Source organism: Variibacter gotjawalensis, from assembly GCF_002355335.1.
Classification (GTDB): Bacteria; Pseudomonadota; Alphaproteobacteria; order Rhizobiales; family Xanthobacteraceae; genus Variibacter; species Variibacter gotjawalensis.
The window spans coordinates 2573545-2591371 of record NZ_AP014946.1 but is presented as its reverse complement, the minus strand read 5'-3'; the positions used below and the strand labels follow the sequence as shown (position 1 = coordinate 2591371).

The window sequence follows — 17827 nt, the reverse complement described above, 5'->3', positions numbered from 1 at the left end:
ATGGCCGTGCAGCCGGAGCCGTGATATCGCGATGCGCATGCAAAGGACGGACAAGCTGGTGGCCGATCGGCAGATTCTCGACTCCGCGGAGCGCACGCTCGAGGCGGAAGCGAGCGGAATACACGCACTGGTTGCAGCACTGCGGAGCGGACTCGGGCCGGCCTTCGAGGCGGCCGTCGACCTTGTCCGCAATGCGCGCGGCCGCGTGGTCGTCACCGGCATGGGCAAGTCGGGTCACGTCGGCCGCAAGATCGCAGCGACGCTGTCGTCGACCGGAACGCCTGCCCTCTTCGTTCATCCGGCGGAAGCCAGCCACGGCGATCTCGGCATGATCACGCCGGACGACGTGATTGTCGCGCTGTCGTGGTCGGGCGAGACGGCGGAACTCAAAAGCCTCATCAGCTACGCGGCGCGCTTCTCGATCGGCCTCATCGCAATGACGGCGGAGCCCGACTCGGCGCTCGGCGCGGCTGCGGATGTATGCCTGACGCTGCCGAAAGCGCGCGAAGCCTGCCCGCACAATCTCGCGCCGACGACGTCGTCGTTAATGCAGCTCGCGCTCGGCGATGCGCTCGCGGTCGCGCTGCTCGAGAGCCGCGGTTTCTCGGCGGTCGATTTCTCGGTGCTGCATCCGGGCGGCAAGCTTGGTGCGATGCTGAAATTCGCGCGCGATCTCATGCACACCGGCGCCGAGCTTCCGCTCAAACCGCTCGGCACACGCATGTCGGACGCGCTCGTCGAAATGTCGGCGAAAGGTTTCGGCTGCGTCGGCATCGTCGACGGCAACGGACATCTTGTCGGCATCGTGACGGACGGCGACCTGCGCCGTCACATGCGGCCGGACCTGATGACAGTCGCGGTCGACGATGTGATGACGCGCGCGCCGAAGACAATCTCTCCCGACATTCTCGCCAGCGAGGCTGTTGAGATCATCGACAAGTCGAAAATCTCCGCGCTGTTCATCACCAAGGACAAAGCGCCGATCGGCATCGTGCACATCCACGGCCTGCTCCGCGCAGGCGTGACTTAAGCGTCACTCCGGCTTGATGCCGGCTTCCTCGGCCTGCTGCTTCCAAATCGCGATGTCCTGTTCGAGCTTCTTCGGAAACTCGGCCGGGTCTTCCTTCGCGGCCTCGAAGCCGACAGCCGCAAGTTTCGCGATCAGATCCGGCTCGGCAAGTGCTTTCGACAGCTCCGTGCGGAAGCGCTGCACGATTGCGTCGGGTGTCCCGGCGGGTGCGAATAGACCGACCCACGCTTGAAGCTCGAGCCAACCGTAACCCTGCTCGCGCAATCCCGGCACGCCCGGCAGCAGCGCGCTGCGCTCCTGCGTCGTCGTCGAAAGCGCGCGGATGTTGCCGCCTTCGAGTTGCGCCAGCGCCGTCGTGTGATCGACGACCATGATCTGCACGCGGCCCGCAACGAGATCCGTGATCGCAGCCGGGCTCGCGCGATACGGCACCGCCGTCAGGTCGGCACCGAGGTGGCGGCGCAGAGCCTCGCCCGAGATACGGCCCGGGGCATTGGCGTAAGCATACGAGACCTTGCCGGCATTCGCCTTCGTATACGCGACGAACTCGCTGAGCGTTTTGACCGGCAGATCCTTCGGCACCAGATACGGAAACGGATAGACGCCGAATTTCGCGATGGCGACGAAATCCTTCACGGGATCGTACGGCACGTGCTTGAGGAGCGCGCGTGATGCCGCGTGCGACGAGACGCCGCCAAGCAGCAGCGTGTAGCCGTCCGGCGCGGCGCGCGCGACGATGGCCGAGCCGATCGTGCCGGTCGCACCCGGTTTGTTGTCGATGACGATGGTCTGACCGAGCGCCGCTTCGATACGCGGCATCACGACGCGCGCGACGCCGTCGGTGCCGCTGCCCGGCGCGAACGGGACGACGAGCGTGATCGGGCGATTGGGATATGTCTGCGCGGCGGCAGGCAGCGTGCCCAGCAGCGTCGCGACGCCGCAAACGATCGATAGCCAGTGCCTCACCGACGTCTCCCTTTTTCTTTTCGCCCGGTCGTGCCGGTGCTTTTTCGTCAGACGTAACGCGCGTCTCACGTGACGTGATTTTCCCTCGACGCGATGCTATCCCGAATTCAGAACAACATAAAAGGAGGCGACGCCATGCGAACGAAGATGTGTGAGATGTTCGGCATAGATCTGCCGATCTTCGCCTTCTCGCATTGCCGCGATGTCGTCGCCGCGGTGTCGAAGGCGGGCGGGCTTGGCGTGCTCGGCTGCGCTTACTACACGCCCGAACGGTTGCGCGAAGAACTGCAGTGGATCGATCGCCACGTCGACGGCAAGCCTTACGGCGTCGACGTTCTGCTGCCGGCAAAGTACGAGAAGATCGCGAAACGCAGCATCACGGCGGCCGACCTTCCGCCGGAGCAGACGGATTATCTGCGCGCCTATCTCGACGCGCACGGCATTCCGCCGCTGCCGCCCGGCGCGGCCGAAGAGCTGATCAAAGACGAGATCGAAAAGATCAATTTCACGCGCGAGCAAGCCGAGCGGCTGATCGAGACAGCGCTCGAATTTCCCATCAAGCTCGTCGTCAACGCGCTCGGCGCGCCGCCGCGCGAGATGGTGGAATCTCTGCAAGCGCGCGGCATTCGCGTCGGCGGGATGGTCGGAAGCGTCGAGCATGCGAGCAAGCATGTGCAGGCCGGTGTCGATCTCATCATCGCGCAAGGCATGGAGGCCGGCGGGCACACCGGCGACGTCACGTCGATGATCTTGTGGCCGCAGGTGGTCGATGCCGTCGCGCCGATACCGGTGCTCGCCGCTGGCGGCATAGGTCGCGGCCGACAAATGGCGGCGGCACTCGCGCTCGGCGCGGAAGGCATTTGGTGCGGCTCGATTTGGCTCGGCACCACCGAGAGCGATCTCACCGCCGACATGAAGGCACAGCTCTTCAAAGCGAAAACGAGGGACGCGTATCAGAGCTTCGCGCGCACCGGAAAGCAGTGCCGCATCCTCAAAAGCAAACTCACCGAGGCGTGGGATCAGCCCGACGCACCTTCGACCGCGCCGCTGCCGCTGCAGACGGCCGTCATGGCGGAGTCGCGCCTGCGCATCGAACGCGCGCGAGCGGTGGATTGGCTCACCTGCCCGGTCGGCCAGATCGTCGGCGAGATGAATGAATCGCAGTCAACGCGGCAGGTCGTCTACACGATGCTCGACGAATTCGTCGATACGATGCAGCGCATGGACGCGCTGATGACGGAGGCCGATTAGGTTCCATGCTTTTTCGGCAACCGAGTGCGCCGCAACATTGCGAAAATGTCATGCACATGAAGGGATTCTGTACGCGCTGTTCAAACTGCGGCCATTGTTGATGCGGCATCATGTCGCCATACGTTGCTTCAACGTGGAGAATGGAAATGAGAATTTTGACTTTGGGCAAAACTATCGGCGCGGCTTTTGTAGCGGCGACGCTCGGCGCGGCTTCGGCTTCGGCGATGCCGGCCGCCGGTCTCGGCAAGGCGGCGCGCGAAGCCGGAAATACCGAGCAGGTCCGCTGGGTGTGTGATCCGTGGGGCAATTGCGGATGGCGCCCGAATTACTACTACGGCGGCCCAGGCTATTATTACGGCGGCGGCCCGCGCTTCTACGGCGGCGGCTGGCGCGGCGGTTATCGCGGCGGCTGGAACGGCGGCTATCGTGGCGGCGGGTACCGCGGCGGTGGTAGTTTCCGTGGCGGCGGGCGTGGTCGCCGATAGTCAATCGAGCGGGGCCTTCGGGCCCCGTTTTCTTTTGGCGCTCAGAGCCAACACGCTTTGATAGAATCAAAGCGTGGGCTCTAAGTTTTTGAGTGGTCGCATTTTCTTGACGTGAACCGGTGTCCACTTCACTTGAAAATGCTCAGGCTTCCGGCGCGACCGTCAGTGCGCCGCCGTCGGACGAGACAACCTTCACGCGTGAGCCGGCCGGTGTATCGGGGCCGCGCACCATCCAGACGCCGTCGCCGGCCCGCACCGAGCCCAATCCGTCAACGATCGGCTTTTCGAGCGTGAAGGTGCGCCCGATGAATGCGTCGCCGCGGCGGTTGAGCGTCGGCGTGCTGACGTGGTCGTTGCTGCCCTGCAGCTTGCGCCACAGGAAGACCGACGCGATCGAGAGAATCGCGAACAGCAGCACCTGCACCTGCCAGGTCATCGTCACGGCAAGCGCGATGACGCCGACGGCGAGCGCCGAGATGCCGAGCCAAAGCATGAACGTGCCCGGCACCAGCACTTCGAGAATGATCAGCACGACACCCAGGATGAACCAGTTCCAGGTCCCAAGTCCGGCCATGTAGTCGAACATTTTTGGCTCCATGACGGCCGCTACGAGCGGCCGCCGCTAGTGGATATCTACCCTACACCCGACCGAATCAACTCTGACGCGGAGACGCCGGCCCGGTCGGACGCGGCGCCGGGCCACCGCCCGCAACGCGGCCGGCGTCGGCACCACCGAAGGTCGCCTTGGCGATCTCGCCGATACCGGCGAGAGAACCGAGCACGCCGGCCGTTTCGATCGGCAGCATGAGGATCTTCTGGTTCGGCGACTCGGCGAGCTTGCCGAAAGCGTTCAGGTACTTTTCCGCGATAAAGTAATTCAGCGCCGAGACGTCGCCGCGCGAGACCGCTTCGGACACCATCGCGGTCGCTTTCGCTTCGGCTTCGGCCGTACGTTCGCGCGCCTCGGCGTCGCGGAATGCAGCTTCCTTGCGGCCTTCGGCTTCGAGGATCTGCGACTGCTTCTCGCCTTCCGCCTTCAAGATCGCGGACTGACGCATGCCCTCGGCGGTGAGAATTTCGGCGCGCTTGTCACGCTCCGCTTTCATCTGACGCGCCATCGATGCGACGAGATCGGCCGGCGGAACGATGTCGCGGATTTCGATGCGGTTGACCTTCACGCCCCACGGCGAGACGGCCTGATCGACGACGCGCAGCAAGCGCTCGTTGATCTCGTCGCGATGCGAGAGTGCCTGGTCGAGATCCATCGAGCCCATGACCGAACGGATGTTCGTCATCGTGAGCGTGATGATAGCCTGATCGAGGTTGGCGACTTCGTAGCTCGCCTTAGCGGCGTCGAAGATTTGATAGAAGGTGACGCCGTCGACCGTCACGGTCGCGTTGTCCTTGGTGATGACTTCCTGCTGCGGAATTTCGATCACCTGCTCCATCATGTTGATCTTGTGACCGATGCGATCGAAGTACGGCACGATCACGTTCAGGCCCGGCGAGAGCGTGCGCGTGTAGCGCCCGAACCGCTCGACGGTCCAGTTGTAGCCCTGCGTCACCTGCTTGACGCCGGCGAACAGCGTGATGATGGCGAGGACGAAAAATACAATGACGAAGACGCTCAAGCCGGTCTCCATTGTTCCCTCTCAAGGACAGCGCGACCGCCAGGATGGCGGCATGCGGGCGGATATTAGTCGCGCCGAATTGTGTCGTGGTTCATCCACCACGAAATTCCCGGAACAATGGCACGATTCGCGCCGAATTGTGGTAGCAGGCCGGACAGTTAGCTGTTGATCCAGCCCATCAGCTCGCGCCGGACGACGCTCTCGATCACGCGCATGCCTTCGGGCGTGTCGTTGAGGCAGGCGATCGCCGCGAAGTTCTGGCCGCCGGCGTGGTGGAAATACTCGGCATTCTCGCCGGCGATTTCCTCCAGCGTTTCCAAGCAATCCGCGGAGAATCCCGGCGTGACGATCGCGAGATTTTTGACGCCCCCTGCCGCCAGCGCCTTCACGGTTTCGTCCGTGTAGGGCTTGAGCCATTCGGCTATGCCGAAACGAGACTGGAAAGTCAGGCGCAGTTTGTCCGCCGACATGCCGAGGCGCTCACGCAGCAGCCGCGTCGTCTTGGCGCACTGGCAATGATACGGGTCGCCCTGGTCGAGATAGTCCTGCGGCACGCCGTGAAACGACGCGAGGATGACTTCAGGCTCGAAGCTCAGCTTCGCGAGTTGTTGCTCCATCGAAACAGCGAGCGCTTCGATATAGACCGGGTCGTCGTGATACGGCGGCGCGACGCGGAGCGCCGGCTGCCAGCGCATCTCTTTGAGCGCATCGAACGCCTTGTCGCAGACCGTGGCGGAGGTCGCGGCGCAGTATTGCGGATAGAGCGGCACCAGCAGGATGCGGTCGCATCCGGCCTTCTGCATCGCCTGCAGGCGCGAGGGGATCGACGGATTGCCGTAGCGCATCGCCCAATCGACCATCACGTCCGGATTGTTCGCGAAAACCGCGGCGAGCTTCTCGCCCTGAGAGCGCGTGATCGTCCGCAGCGGCGACTCGTTGCGCTCGCGGTCCCAAATCTTGTCGTAGTCCTTGCCTTTCCGGCCAGGACGGAACGTCAAGATGATGGCGTTCAGGATCAGCCACCACTTCACGCGATTTTCTTCAATCACGCGACGATCCGAGAGGAATTCCTTCAGGTAACGCCGCATCGACCAGTAATCGGTGGCGTCCGGCGTGCCCAAATTGACTACCAGCACGCCGACGCGGCGCGGCGCAACTGGGGGATGGCCTTGGGGCAATGGCGAAGATGCGGCATTCATTCGACTTGCTCTAACCTTTCGAGTGCCTAATAGGAAGAGACGCCCGAAAGCTTGTTATTCCGGTTCAGGAGTGGTCACGTCGTCCGATGCTTAATCGCCGTATTTTCGTTACCGCCCTTTCCTCTCTCGTCGCCACGGTCACGGGCTGGCGCCCCTCCTGGGGCCAGACGGCCGCACAGACGAAGCTGACGCTGATCCTGACCAACGACATCTACATCATGGGCGATCAGGTGCTGGCGGACGGCAAGCCGCGCGGCGGCTTCGCGCGGCTCGCGACCGTTGTGAAGCAGGAGCGCGCCAAGGGCGGCAACGTCATCTTCGCTCATGGCGGCGATACGCTCTCGCCCTCTCCGCTCTCCGGCTTCGACCAGGGCGCGCACATCATCGAACTCACCAACATGATCCGGCCGGATATCTTCGTTGCCGGCAATCATGAGTTCGACTTCGGCAAGGCGGTCTTTCTGAAGCGCATGAGCGAGGCGAGTTTCCCGCTCTACGGCGCGAACCTGCGCGACGCCGACGGCAAGCCCCTGCCCAATCACAAAGACCGCGCGATGTTCACGTTCGATGGCGTGAAGGTCGGCCTCACTGGCCTCGCCTACGATCACTCGCCGCGCATGTCCTCGCCCGAAGATCTGAAGTTCGAGTCGACCGTCGATGTCACGAAGGCGCAGGGACGCGAGCTGCGCAAGGACGGCGCCGACTTCACGATCGGCGTGCTCCATTGCGATCGCGGCGATGCGATCAAGCTGCAGTTCGATCGCGCGACCGACATCCTGCTCACCGGCCACACGCACGATCTCTATTACAACTACGACGGCGAGAACATCATCACGGAATCCGGCTACGACGGGTTCTTCATCACGATCCTCGATCTCGATATTTCGGTGCGCGAACACGACGGCGAGCGCAGAACGCGCTGGTGGCCGAAGGTGCGGATGATCGACAGCGCCGATGTCGTGCCTGACCCCGAGGTCGCGGCGGCGGTCGCGGTATTGCAGTCGAAATTCACCAGCCAGATGGACGTTCCGGTCGGCCGCACGGCGGTCGAACTCGATAGCCGCAACGGCGTCGTGCGCACGCGCGAAGCCGCGATCGGCAATCTGTTCGCGGACGCGATGCGCATCACGACGCGTTCCAACTGCGCGGTGATCAACGGCGGCGGTATTCGTTCTGGCAAAATTTACCCGCGCGACAGCGAGATCACGCGGAAGGACATCTTCGCGGAACTTCCGTTCAACAACAAAGTCGTCGTCGTCGAGATGACGGGTCGCGCGTTGAAAGCCTCGATCGAGAACGGACTATCGCGCTTGCCGGAGGCGACCGGCCGCTTCCCACAGGTCTCCGGCATGCATGTCGAGTTTCAGGTGTCCCGCCCGCCCGGCAATCGGATCATCAAGATGTCGGTCGCCGGCGCGCCGCTCGACGAGAATCGTGTCTATCGCGTCGCGATCTTGGACTTCCTCGCACGCGGCGGTGACTCGTATACCGAGTTCGCCGAGGCGAAGCGCATCACGCCCGACAAGGACGCGCCGCTGCTCGCGACCGAGGTGATGAACTACATCGCGAAGCTCGGGACGGTGCGTGTGGGTGTCGAGGGGCGGATGGTGAGTTCGTAGGCGACGACGCCGCGCCACACTCCGTCGTCATGGCCCGCTTTATGCGGGCCATCCACGACTTGTCTGATTTTGCCAAGAAGAAAGACGTGGATGGCCCGGACAAGCCGGGCCATGACGGAGTACTGAATTTAAGGCGCTAACCCACCGGTCTCTCGTCGGCGATCACCTTGCCGTCGTTCGGCAGCGAGCCCGGCGCGACGAGTTTCACGTCGCCGCGCAGTTTCGTCACCGACTGCAGCGTCTCGGCAAGCGACTGCGACAAGCCGTCGTCGCGCGACGATTCCGCATGCAGCGTCATCGCATCCTGCTCGCCGTTGCGCGTGACGGCGAGACGCAGGCGTCCGAGTTGCGGGAAGCGCTTGGCGATCTCGGCGATCTGATCGGGCCGCACGAACATGCCCTTCACCTTCGCGGTCTGATCGGCTCTGCCCATCCAGCCCTTGATGCGCGTGTTGGTGCGCCCGCAAGGAGACGCACCAGCCAGCACCGCCGACATGTCGCCGGTCGCCAGACGCACCATCGGGTAATCGGGATTAAAGGACGTTACGACGATCTCGCCGACATCGCCATTCGGCACTGGGTCGCCGGTGCCGGGCTTCACGATCTCGACGATGATGTTCTCGTTGACGATCATCCCTTCCTTCGCGGCGCTCTCGTAAGCGATGACGCCGGTCTCGGCGACCGCGTAGCATTGCAGAACGTTGACGCCGCGATCACCGAGCTCCTTGCGGAGCGATGCCGGCAATGCCGCGCCAGATACGAGGCCGCGCTTGATCGAGGACGCATCGCGTCCTGCCTTCTGCGCATTGTCGAGCAGTATCTTCAGATAGTCCGGCGTGCCGATATAACCGCTCGGCTTGAAGTGCTCGATAGCGTCGAGCTGGCCTTCCGTGTTGCCGCCACCGGCCGCGATCACGGCGCAGCCGAGTGCGTGCGCTGCCGACTCCAGAATGAACGCGCCCGGTGTGAAGTGATAGCCGAACGTGTTGTGGACGACATCGCCCTTGCGGAAGCCGGCCGCGAACAATGCGCGCGCGGCTTGACCGAAATCGGCCGCGTGGCCTTCGGGTTCGAAGATAGGCCCTGGCGACATCATGAGGCGCTTCGCCTTGCCGGGCGGCGTCACGTTGAAGCCGCCGAACGGCGGATGTTCTTTTTGCAGGCGCGGCAAGTCAGACTTACGCAGCACCGGCAGCTTCGCGAGCGCTCCCCGCGAATGCACCTCGCGCGGATCGATATCGCCGAGATGGCGCTTCCAACCCTCGGCCTTCAGCGCATGCGCGACCGCAGTCGGCAGGCCGCCAAACAGCATGCGCTCGCGCGCGCTTTCGGACTGGTGCTCAAGAGTGTCAAAGAACTCGCTCATCGGACGAACCTTTCAGTCTTTTTATTCTCGCAAGACCGGACGGAAAACCGGCCACCACTTTTCCTGGCCATGCTCGCTAGAACCTGAGAACGCGCAGCCAGCGCGCGATATCGACGAGAGTGAAGAGTGCCGCCGCGACATACGTCCACGCAGCAGCGCGCAGGACGCCGCGCGCTGCCGGCATGTCGTTGGCGGCGAGATATTTTCCGCGCTCGAGCACCGGCAACGCTTTGCCGAAGCTCGCATCGAACTCGACCGGCAGCGTCGCGAGATGGATGATAATGCGGATACCGAGCAGCCCAACGCCGAGCGCGAGCTGCAGCACCAGAATGATCGGCGCGCGCACGATCGCGAACAGAATCGGCGACGCCAGCAGGATCATCATCGCAACGTTGTCGATCCAGCCGAAATTCTTCACCAGCGCGAGGCGCGTTGCGAACGCGCGCTCTCCGCGCGCATGTTGGACCGCATGCGACACCTCATGTGCCGCAACCGCGACGGCCGTCACCGACCGGCCCGCCATATGTTCGGGCAAGAGACGAACCGTGCGGTCTTCCGGATCGTAATGATCGCCCTGGTCGGTGAGTTCGAGTTTCACGTCGTTGAGGCCGGCTTCGTCAAGCAAGTGGCGCGCAAGTTCGCCGCCCGTGCCGGGCAGATCGGGACGATCGACGCCGTGCACCTTGAGGACGTGCTTGATCCAATATGACGGACCGAACAATACGGCCAGGGCCAAGCAGATGCCGATGAGGGCGAGTACGACCATCCGATTTCTCTCATGTACTTTCGCGAAGGTCCCGGCATCTCGCGGAAATACGACGAAACGATAACCTCACGCCAACCAGCGTTTGCGGCGCTTGTAGTGTTTGACGTCGCGGAACGATTTCCGCTCGCCCTCGGAAACGCCGAGGTAGAATTCCTTCACGTCCTCGTTCTCGCGCAGCATCTTGGCTTCGCCGTCGAGCACGACGCGCCCGTTTTCGAGAATGTAGCCGTACTGCGCATATTTCAGCGCCATGTTGGTGTTCTGCTCGGCGAGCAGGAAGGACACGCCTTCCTTCTGATTGAGCGTATTCACGATCTCGAAGATTTCCTCGACGATCTGGGGCGCGAGACCCATCGAAGGTTCGTCGAGCAGGATCATTTTCGGGCGCGACATCATCGCGCGGCCGATCGCGCACATCTGCTGTTCGCCGCCCGAGGTGTAGCCGGCCATCGAGGTGCGGCGTTCGCGCAGACGCTTGAAGTAGGTATAGACCTGTTCGAGGTCGCGCTTGATCGCGGCGCTGCCGTCCTTGCGGGTAAACGCCCCGGTCAGAAGGTTTTCTTCGATAGTGAGATGGCCGAAGCAGTGGCGACCTTCCATCACCTGAATGCAGCCGCGGCGCACGAGTTCGTTCGGCGTTAAGTCCTGCACCTCTTCGCCGTTGAAGAGGATCGAGCCTTTGGTGACTTCGCCGCGCTCGGCGTGCAGCAAATTGGACACAGCGCGGAGAGTGGTCGTCTTGCCGGCGCCGTTGGCGCCGAGCAGCGCGACGATGCCGCCACGCGGCACATCGAGCGACACGCCTTTGAGCACCAGCACCACGTGGTCGTAGACAACCTCGATGTTGTTCACCGTGAGGATGTTGTCTTCGGCCGGTGCGGCGGCGGGCGTATTTTCCAGCGCTGCGGTCATGCTTTTCCGTCTTTCGTCATGGAGCGAAAATGGGGCGCGCATGTCACGCGCCCCACTCTCATTGCGTTACGAAGCCTTGTCGCAAGGCTCGGTGCGCTTCGGCCAGCCGGTGGTCTTCTGCGCGTAGTCCTGCGCTTCCTTGTCGATCAGCGCGCGGACTTCGGTCTTCATCGGCTCGACCCAGTCGCTGGACTTCACCCACTTCGTACCGTCCCACGTCGCGATGAACAGCTTGTGGTGACCGCTGTGGTCCTGGCACGAGGTGCGGATCGGCGACATGAAGCCTTCAGCGCCGATTTCCTTAAGGCGTGCCTCGGTGATGTTGAGGTTCTCGAGGCCGCGACGCACGTCTTCACCGGTGACGACTTTCTTGCCGGTGAGTTGCTGCGCGGTGCGGATCGCCTCCGCCATCAGGATCGAGTTGTAGATGCCACGGTTGTAGTGCATCTCGCCAACCTTATCCTTCGGACCCGAGCTCTTGCCCTTGTCGACGACGTGCTTGATCACGTCCTGCAACATCGGGAAGTTCGCACCGCCGGCGTTGAAGGCGACTTGGCCGTAGCCCTTCGCCTGATCGCCGCCCGCGCGCGCGTCGTCGTCACCGCCCGCGAACCAAACGCCGACGAAGCGATTCATCGGGAAGTTGATTTTCGCGGCTTCCTTGACGGCTGTCGGGTTCATCGCGCCCCAGCCCTGCATGTAGATCCAGTCCGGACGATCGCGGCGCACGTTGAGCCACAGCGACGACTGGTTCTGCATCTCGGCAGCCGGCACCGGATAGAGCTTGAGCTCGAAGCCGAATTGCTTGGCCAGCGTTTCGAGCAGCGGGATCGGCTCCTTGCCGTATGGTGCGTCGAGATAGATGAGGCCGATCTTCTTGCCCTTCAGCTTCTCCATGCCACCTTCGGTCGTGCCGGCATGCTTGATGAAGGTCGAAGCGCCATCCCAATACGTGTCCGGCGGATTGAAGACCCACGGGAAGATATCGCCGTTGGCGGCAGCCGAGAGGCCGTAGCCCATCGCGAGGATCGGAATCTTGTCGACCGAAGCGCGCGGGATCAGCTGCAGCGTGATGCCCGTCGACCATGGGTTCATGATCACTGGGTTCTTGCCCTTGGTCTGCTCGTAGCATTCGACACCCTTCTTGGTGTCGTAGCCGGTCTCGCATTCCTCGATGGCGATCTTCACGCCGCCGATGCCGCCGTCACGTTCGTTGAGCAGCTTGAAGTAGTCGGACATGCCGTTGGCGACCGGCGTACCGGAGCCGCCGAACGGGCCGGTCCGGTAGGTCAGCAGCGGAATGTACATTTCCTGCGCCTGTGCGGAGGCGATCAGAGCCGGAGCTCCGATGGTTGCCGCAGTGGCGACGCCGAGAACGAGGTGCCTGAAGCGCATTCGTTCCTCCCTTCGTTAGGCTACGTGAACCTGGCGTAGGCTCCGGAGCTCGTTAGCGATCCGCCTTACGGTGGATCAGAAACCCGTTCGCCTGCCAGGGCGGCGGGGATTGGTTCGGCGTGGCGGTCCTAATAAGGGAACGGCCACACGCGCAGTTTTTGTTTCGCGATCTGCCAGAGCCGCGCAAGGCCGTGCGGTTCGACGATCAGGAAGAAGATGATCATGCTGCCAATAATCATGAAGGTCAGATGTTCGACGGTCGCCGATTGGATCGGCAGGCCGAGCATGCTCGGCACGTAGCGCAACACGATCGGCAGAATGAAGATCAGCGCGGCGCCGAAGAACGAGCCGACCAGGCTGCCGAGGCCGCCGATGATCACCATGAACAGAATCTGGAAGCTCTGGTTGACGTTGAAGACGTCCGACTCCGCCGCGCCGTACCAGAAGAACACCAGCAGCGCTCCGGAGACGCCGCAATAGAACGACGACACCGCGAAAGCCGAGAGCTTCGTCGGCAGAAGCCGGATGCCCATCAGTTCGGCGGCGAGATCCTGATCGCGCACCGCCATCCACATGCGGCCGATGCGGCCGTGAATGATGTTCGACGCGATCCACGTCATCACGACCACGATCGAGAGCACGATGAGATAGCGCACGACCGGCTGCCCGTTCGGCGCCGAGATCAGCATGTCGAGGAAGCGCCGCTCCGGCACCTGGATCGCACCGGACGAATTGTAGTTGTAGAGCCACGGCACGCGGATGAAGCACCAGTCGAGGAAGAACTGCGCGGCGAGCGTTGCGACCGCGAGGTAGAAGCCTTTGATGCGCAGCGACGGCAGGCCGAACAGCACGCCGACGGCAGCCGAGAAGAAGCCCGAGCAGATCACCCAGACGAGGATGTTCACGTTCGGGAACATCGTGGTGAGCTTGTAGCAAGCGTAAGCGCCGACACCCATGAAGGCGCCGGTGCCGAGCGACAGCAGCCCAGTGTAGCCCGTGAGGATGTTCAGCCCGATTGCGGCGAGCGAGAAGATCAGGAACGGGATCATCACGGCGTTGATCAGGAAGTCGTTGCCGAAGACCGGGATGACGACGAACGCGATGAACAGGATGATGCCGAGGCCGATGCGATCCTGGCGGATCGGGAAGATCGCCTGATCAGACTGGTAGCTCGTTTTGTATTGGCCGGCTTCGCGGTACAGCATCGATTAAATCCGTTCGATAATCTTTTCGCCGAACAGCCCCTGCGGGCGGAACAGCAAGAACGCCAACGCGATCATGTAAGCAAGCCAGCTCTCGATGCCGTTGCCGAGCAGCGGGCCCCAGTAGAATTCGCCAATCTTCTCGCCGACGCCGATGATGAGACCACCGACGATCGCGCCGGGGATCGACGTGAAGCCACCGAGGATCAGCACTGGTAGCGCCTTCAAAGCGATGATCTGCAGCGCGAACGACACCTCGGAGCGCGCGCCCCACATGATGCCGGTGGCGAGCGCGACGATGCCGGCCGCGAACCAAACGATGACCCAGATCTGCTCGAGCGATATGCCAACCGAAAGCGCAGCCTTGTGGCTGTCCGCGACGGCGCGTAACGCGCGGCCAATGCGCGTGTATTGGAAGAACAGTGCAAGACCCGCGACCATCAGAGACGCGATGATGGCCGCCGCGATGTCGATCTTCTGCAGCATCACGGAGCCGCCGAACATCGGGATGTCGATGCTGCCTTTCGGCAGGTAGAGCTGCGACGCGATCATCTGCTTCGGGCTGCCGCCGAAAATCAGCTCACCGAGGCCGATGAGGAAATATGTCAGCCCGAACGTTGCCATGAAGAGGATGATGTCGGGCTGGTTGACCAGCGGCTTGAGCACGATGCGTTCGACGCTGTAGGCGAGCAGCAACATCACGCCGACGGTGAGCGCGAGCGCAAGGAAAGCCGGCACGCCCTTCTCGTAAAGACCGACGAGCGTCAGAGCGGCGAACACCACCATGATGCCCTGCGCAAAGTTGAACACGCCGGATGCCTTGAAGATCAGCACGAAGCCGAGCGCGATGAGCGCGTAGAGCACGCCGCCGACAAGCCCTTCCCACAGCACTTGGATGAGCAGATCAGGCGCGCCGCCCATCTGCATGAAAGGGTCGATGAAGATTTTGTAGAGAATGTCCATCAGCGCGCGCTCCAATGGCGGCCGTCATCCCGGCCGAGCGCATTTGCGCAGCAAACGGCGAGTGCCGGGATCCATAACCCCGGTGTGAATCGCATGCACAGGGGATATGGATTCCGGGCTCGCTCGCGCTTCGCGCATCGCGCCCCGGAATGACCAGCTCTGAAATGAGCGGAGTATGAGGTGAGCGTGTTCATCCCATACCTCTCAATGCGCCACGCCAAGATAGGCGTCGATGACCGCCTGATTGGCTTTCACTTCGTCCGGCGTTCCGTCCGCGATCTTGCGGCCGTATTCGAGCACGACGACGCGATCGGAAAGATCCATCACGACACCCATGTCGTGTTCGATCAGCGCGATCGTCGTGCCGTATTGGTTGTTAACATCGACGATGAAGCGCGACATGTCCTCTTTCTCTTCGAGGTTCATGCCGGCCATCGGCTCGTCGAGCAGCAGCAGTTCCGGCTCCATCGCGAGCGCGCGGCCGAGTTCGACGCGCTTCTGCAAGCCATAGGGCAGCTTGCCGACCTGCGTGCGCCGGATGTGTTCGATCTCGAGGAAGTCGATGATCTCTTCGACCTTGTGGCGATGTTCGACCTCTTCCTTCATGGCCGGGCCATAGCGCCACATCTGCCAGAAGAAGTTCGACTTCATCTTGAGCGTGCGGCCCGCCATGATGTTGTCGAGCACGGACATGCCCTTGAACAACGCGACGTTCTGGAACGTGCGCGCGATGCCGCCTTCGGCCGCGCGGTGCGGGCGCATGCGGCGGCGCGTTTCGCCCTTGAAGGTGATGCGGCCGTCCTGCGGGTGGTAAAAGCCGTTGATGACGTTAAGCATCGACGTCTTGCCGGCGCCGTTCGGTCCGATGATCGCGCGGATTTCGCCTTTACGAATATCGAACGAGACGTCCGTGATTGCCTTAACGCCGCCGAAGCGCAGCGAGACATTCTCGACCTCGAGCAATACCTCGCGTGCCTTCGCGTCGCCTTCGCTCGGCCCTCTCATGCGGCCTTCTCCATCGCGGCGGCAGCCGGCACGATTTTCACATCGCTCACCTTCACGTCGGCTTCGATCTTGCCCTTGCGGCCGTCCTCGAACGTGACTTCGGTCGAGATGTGCGCGTTGTGCGAGCCATTGTAGAGCGCGGTGACGAGCGGTTCGTAACGCTCGCCGATGAAACCGCGGCGAACTTTTTGCGTGCGCGTCAATTCTCCGTCGTCGGCTTCAAGTTCCTTCGGCAGGATGAGGAAGCGCTTCACTTGCGCGCCCGCCATCATTGGCTCGGTCGCGAGCGAAGCGTTCACCTCGTCGACGTGCTTTTCGATCATCTGGTAGACGAGCGGATGGTTGGCGAGCTCCTGATAGGAGCCGTAGACGACATTGTTGCGCTCGGCCCATGAGCCCACCGCGGTCAGGTCGATATTCAACATCACGGTGACGAAGTCGCGCGCGTCACCGAAGGCCACCGCCTCTTTGATGTTCGGGTAGAACTTGAGTTTGTTCTCGATGTATTTCGGCGCGAACAGATTGCCGTTGGCGAGTTTGCCGACATCCTTCGCGCGATCGATGATCTTGAGGTGTCCGGTTTTCGGATCGATGAAACCGGCATCTCCGGTGCGCACCCAGCCGTCCTCGGTCTTGGTTTCGGCAGTTTTCTCCGGCTCCTTGAAGTAGCCCTGGAACACGCCGGGCGAGCGGAACTGCACTTCGCCGTTGTCGGCGATGCGGATGTCGACATCGATATTCGGCTTGCCGACCGTGTCGGCGAGAATCTCGCCGTCCGGCTGTGCCGTGATGTAGACGGATGCTTCGGTCTGACCGTAGAGCTGCTTCAGGTTGATGCCGAGCGAGCGGAAGAAGCGAAAAATTTCCGGTCCGATCGCCTCGCCCGCCGTGTAGCCGACGCGCACGCGCGAGAGACCGAAGCGGTTCTTCAGCGGCGCGTAAACCAGAATGTTGCCGAGCCAGTACTTCAACCGCGCGCCGAGCGGCACGCTCTCGCCGTTGAGAATCTTCTCGCCGTATTTGCGCGCGTGTTCGATGAAGTAATCGAACATGCGGAGCTTCATTTTGCTCGCATCCTGCATGCGCACCATCGTGAGCGTCAGGATGTTTTCGTAGACGCGTGGCGGCGCGAACGCGTAGGTCGTGCCGATCTCGCGGCGATCCTCGACGACAGTCTCGGGGCTTTCCGGGCATGAGACGCAGAAGCCGGCCGTGTATGACTGTGCATACGAGAAGATGTGATCGCCGACCCACGCGAGCGGCAGATACGCGATCACCTCTTCGTTTTCGTCGAGCTTGTCGAACGCGTTACCGTTGGCGGCCGAGATCAGAATGTTGTCCTGCGTCAGCATCACGCCTTTCGGCCGGCCCGTCGTGCCGGACGTATAAAGCATGATGCCGAGGTCGCTGCCCTTCCCTTGCGCTATGGTGCCGAGCCATTTCTCGGCGGCTTGAGGATCGCGCGCCAAAATGTCGCGGCCGATCTTTTCGACGTCTTCGAAGGATTTCAGGCGGCTGTGGTCGTAGTCGCGCAAGCCGCGCGGCTCGTCATAGATGATGGTCGTGAGCCGCGTCAGGCGATCCGAGATGGACAGCACCTTGTCGACCTGTTCCTGGTTTTGCACCAACGCGATTTCGGCCTCGGAATGTTCGAGGACGTAGGCCATCTCATCGGCGACCGAGTCCGCATAAAGCGGCACCGGGACGCCGCCGAGCGCCTGCGCGGCAGCCATACCCCAGTAAAGTTTCGGACGGTTGTAGCCAATGATTGCAAGCTTATCGCCGCGCTTGAAGCCAAGGCTTTCGAGGCCGATCGAAAAGGCGCGGACATGATCGAGCGCCTCGCCCCAGGTCCAGGCTTGCCAGATGCCGAGATCCTTATGACGGATGGCAGGACGCGAACCCCACCGCGCAGCGTTGCGCAGCAGCAGCTTTGGGAACGTGTCCTCTTTGCCGGCGTTGATCGCCAAGCTTTCCTCCCATGACGGCGCGTTAGTCGCGCACTTTGATCGTCCGCAACAATTCGCAGCGAATCCC

The 17827-nt window shown here is 62.5% G+C and carries 16 protein-coding genes; 4 read left to right on the top strand and 12 right to left on the bottom strand.

Features of this window, described 5'->3' with window-relative positions; all coding sequences use genetic code 11:
• Positions 1-31 precede the first annotated feature (31 nt).
• Positions 32-1030, top strand: a complete 999-nt coding sequence (locus GJW30_RS12525) for a KpsF/GutQ family sugar-phosphate isomerase (RefSeq protein WP_096355799.1) — start codon at positions 32-34, stop codon at positions 1028-1030.
• Between the two features lie 3 nt (positions 1031-1033).
• On the opposite strand, the gene GJW30_RS12520 is transcribed toward GJW30_RS12525, so the two are convergent.
• Positions 1034-1996, bottom strand: a complete 963-nt coding sequence (locus tag GJW30_RS12520) for a Bug family tripartite tricarboxylate transporter substrate binding protein (RefSeq protein ID WP_096355797.1) — start codon at positions 1994-1996, stop codon at positions 1034-1036.
• A gap of 135 nt (positions 1997-2131) precedes the next feature.
• On the opposite strand from GJW30_RS12520, the gene GJW30_RS12515 reads away from it, so the two are divergent.
• Together GJW30_RS12515 and GJW30_RS12510 are read left to right on the top strand one after the other, a co-directional pair.
• The gene (locus tag GJW30_RS12515; RefSeq protein ID WP_096355794.1) at positions 2132-3247 is read left to right on the top strand and encodes an NAD(P)H-dependent flavin oxidoreductase; all 1116 of its coding nucleotides are present in this window, start codon (positions 2132-2134) and stop codon (positions 3245-3247) included.
• A gap of 146 nt (positions 3248-3393) precedes the next feature.
• The gene (locus tag GJW30_RS12510) at positions 3394-3732 is read left to right on the top strand and encodes a hypothetical protein (RefSeq protein WP_245408501.1); all 339 of its coding nucleotides are present in this window, start codon (positions 3394-3396) and stop codon (positions 3730-3732) included.
• A 142-nt stretch (positions 3733-3874) separates the two neighbouring features.
• Here GJW30_RS12510 and GJW30_RS12505 read toward each other — a convergent pair whose 3' ends face one another.
• The 3 genes from GJW30_RS12505 to hemH all read right to left on the bottom strand — a co-directional run bounded on the left by GJW30_RS12505 (position 3875) and on the right by hemH (position 6562).
• Positions 3875-4318 (bottom strand): NfeD family protein, encoded by a 444-nt coding sequence (locus tag GJW30_RS12505; protein WP_096358804.1) that lies wholly within the window; start codon positions 4316-4318, stop codon positions 3875-3877.
• A 67-nt stretch (positions 4319-4385) separates the two neighbouring features.
• Positions 4386-5375: an SPFH domain-containing protein gene (locus GJW30_RS12500; RefSeq protein ID WP_096355792.1), complete on the bottom strand. Its 990-nt coding sequence runs from the start codon at positions 5373-5375 to the stop codon at positions 4386-4388.
• A 146-nt stretch (positions 5376-5521) separates the two neighbouring features.
• Entirely contained in the window at positions 5522-6562 is a 1041-nt protein-coding gene (gene hemH / locus GJW30_RS12495; protein WP_096355790.1) for a ferrochelatase, read from the bottom strand.
• Between the two features lie 86 nt (positions 6563-6648).
• On the opposite strand from hemH, the gene GJW30_RS12490 reads away from it, so the two are divergent.
• Positions 6649-8181, top strand: a complete 1533-nt coding sequence (locus GJW30_RS12490; protein WP_096355788.1) for a bifunctional metallophosphatase/5'-nucleotidase — start codon at positions 6649-6651, stop codon at positions 8179-8181.
• A 136-nt stretch (positions 8182-8317) separates the two neighbouring features.
• Here GJW30_RS12490 and GJW30_RS12485 read toward each other — a convergent pair whose 3' ends face one another.
• The 8 genes from GJW30_RS12485 to GJW30_RS12450 all read right to left on the bottom strand — a co-directional run bounded on the left by GJW30_RS12485 (position 8318) and on the right by GJW30_RS12450 (position 17760).
• On the bottom strand, positions 8318-9547 hold the full coding sequence (locus tag GJW30_RS12485; protein WP_096355785.1) for a phenylacetate--CoA ligase family protein: 1230 nt from the start codon (positions 9545-9547) through the stop codon (positions 8318-8320).
• A 76-nt stretch (positions 9548-9623) separates the two neighbouring features.
• Positions 9624-10313 (bottom strand): zinc metallopeptidase, encoded by a 690-nt coding sequence (locus tag GJW30_RS12480; protein WP_096355783.1) that lies wholly within the window; start codon positions 10311-10313, stop codon positions 9624-9626.
• Between the two features lie 66 nt (positions 10314-10379).
• Complete coding sequence (locus GJW30_RS12475; RefSeq protein WP_096355781.1) at positions 10380-11225, bottom strand: ABC transporter ATP-binding protein; 846 nt, start codon at positions 11223-11225, stop codon at positions 10380-10382.
• Positions 11226-11291: 66 nt separating this feature from the next.
• Positions 11292-12620: an ABC transporter substrate-binding protein gene (locus GJW30_RS12470; RefSeq protein WP_096355779.1), complete on the bottom strand. Its 1329-nt coding sequence runs from the start codon at positions 12618-12620 to the stop codon at positions 11292-11294.
• A 128-nt stretch (positions 12621-12748) separates the two neighbouring features.
• Positions 12749-13825: a branched-chain amino acid ABC transporter permease gene (locus GJW30_RS12465; protein WP_096355777.1), complete on the bottom strand. Its 1077-nt coding sequence runs from the start codon at positions 13823-13825 to the stop codon at positions 12749-12751.
• Between the two features lie 3 nt (positions 13826-13828).
• A complete protein-coding gene (locus GJW30_RS12460; RefSeq protein WP_172887585.1) occupies positions 13829-14785 on the bottom strand; it encodes a branched-chain amino acid ABC transporter permease in 957 nt (318 codons plus the stop codon).
• 204 nt (positions 14786-14989) lie between these two features.
• Complete coding sequence (locus GJW30_RS12455) at positions 14990-15790, bottom strand: ABC transporter ATP-binding protein (protein WP_096355775.1); 801 nt, start codon at positions 15788-15790, stop codon at positions 14990-14992.
• On the bottom strand, positions 15787-17760 hold the full coding sequence (locus GJW30_RS12450) for an AMP-binding protein (RefSeq protein WP_197703724.1): 1974 nt from the start codon (positions 17758-17760) through the stop codon (positions 15787-15789). The genes GJW30_RS12455 and GJW30_RS12450 overlap by 4 nt, the downstream gene beginning before the upstream one ends.
• Positions 17761-17827: the final 67 nt, after the last annotated feature.

Coding starts and splice junctions, on each gene's coding strand:
- GJW30_RS12525 (WP_096355799.1), top strand. CDS start 32: ATGCGCATGCAAAGGACGGACAAGCTGGTGGCCGATCGGCAGATTCTC.
- GJW30_RS12515 (WP_096355794.1), top strand. CDS start 2,132: ATGCGAACGAAGATGTGTGAGATGTTCGGCATAGATCTGCCGATCTTC.
- GJW30_RS12510 (WP_245408501.1), top strand. CDS start 3,394: ATGAGAATTTTGACTTTGGGCAAAACTATCGGCGCGGCTTTTGTAGCG.
- GJW30_RS12505 (WP_096358804.1), bottom strand. CDS start 4,318: ATGTTCGACTACATGGCCGGACTTGGGACCTGGAACTGGTTCATCCTG.
- GJW30_RS12500 (WP_096355792.1), bottom strand. CDS start 5,375: ATGGAGACCGGCTTGAGCGTCTTCGTCATTGTATTTTTCGTCCTCGCC.
- hemH (WP_096355790.1), bottom strand. CDS start 6,562: ATGAATGCCGCATCTTCGCCATTGCCCCAAGGCCATCCCCCAGTTGCG.
- GJW30_RS12490 (WP_096355788.1), top strand. CDS start 6,649: ATGCTTAATCGCCGTATTTTCGTTACCGCCCTTTCCTCTCTCGTCGCC.
- GJW30_RS12485 (WP_096355785.1), bottom strand. CDS start 9,547: ATGAGCGAGTTCTTTGACACTCTTGAGCACCAGTCCGAAAGCGCGCGC.
- GJW30_RS12480 (WP_096355783.1), bottom strand. CDS start 10,313: ATGGTCGTACTCGCCCTCATCGGCATCTGCTTGGCCCTGGCCGTATTG.
- GJW30_RS12475 (WP_096355781.1), bottom strand. CDS start 11,225: ATGACCGCAGCGCTGGAAAATACGCCCGCCGCCGCACCGGCCGAAGAC.
- GJW30_RS12470 (WP_096355779.1), bottom strand. CDS start 12,620: ATGCGCTTCAGGCACCTCGTTCTCGGCGTCGCCACTGCGGCAACCATC.
- GJW30_RS12465 (WP_096355777.1), bottom strand. CDS start 13,825: ATGCTGTACCGCGAAGCCGGCCAATACAAAACGAGCTACCAGTCTGAT.
- GJW30_RS12460 (WP_172887585.1), bottom strand. CDS start 14,785: ATGGACATTCTCTACAAAATCTTCATCGACCCTTTCATGCAGATGGGC.
- GJW30_RS12455 (WP_096355775.1), bottom strand. CDS start 15,790: ATGAGAGGGCCGAGCGAAGGCGACGCGAAGGCACGCGAGGTATTGCTC.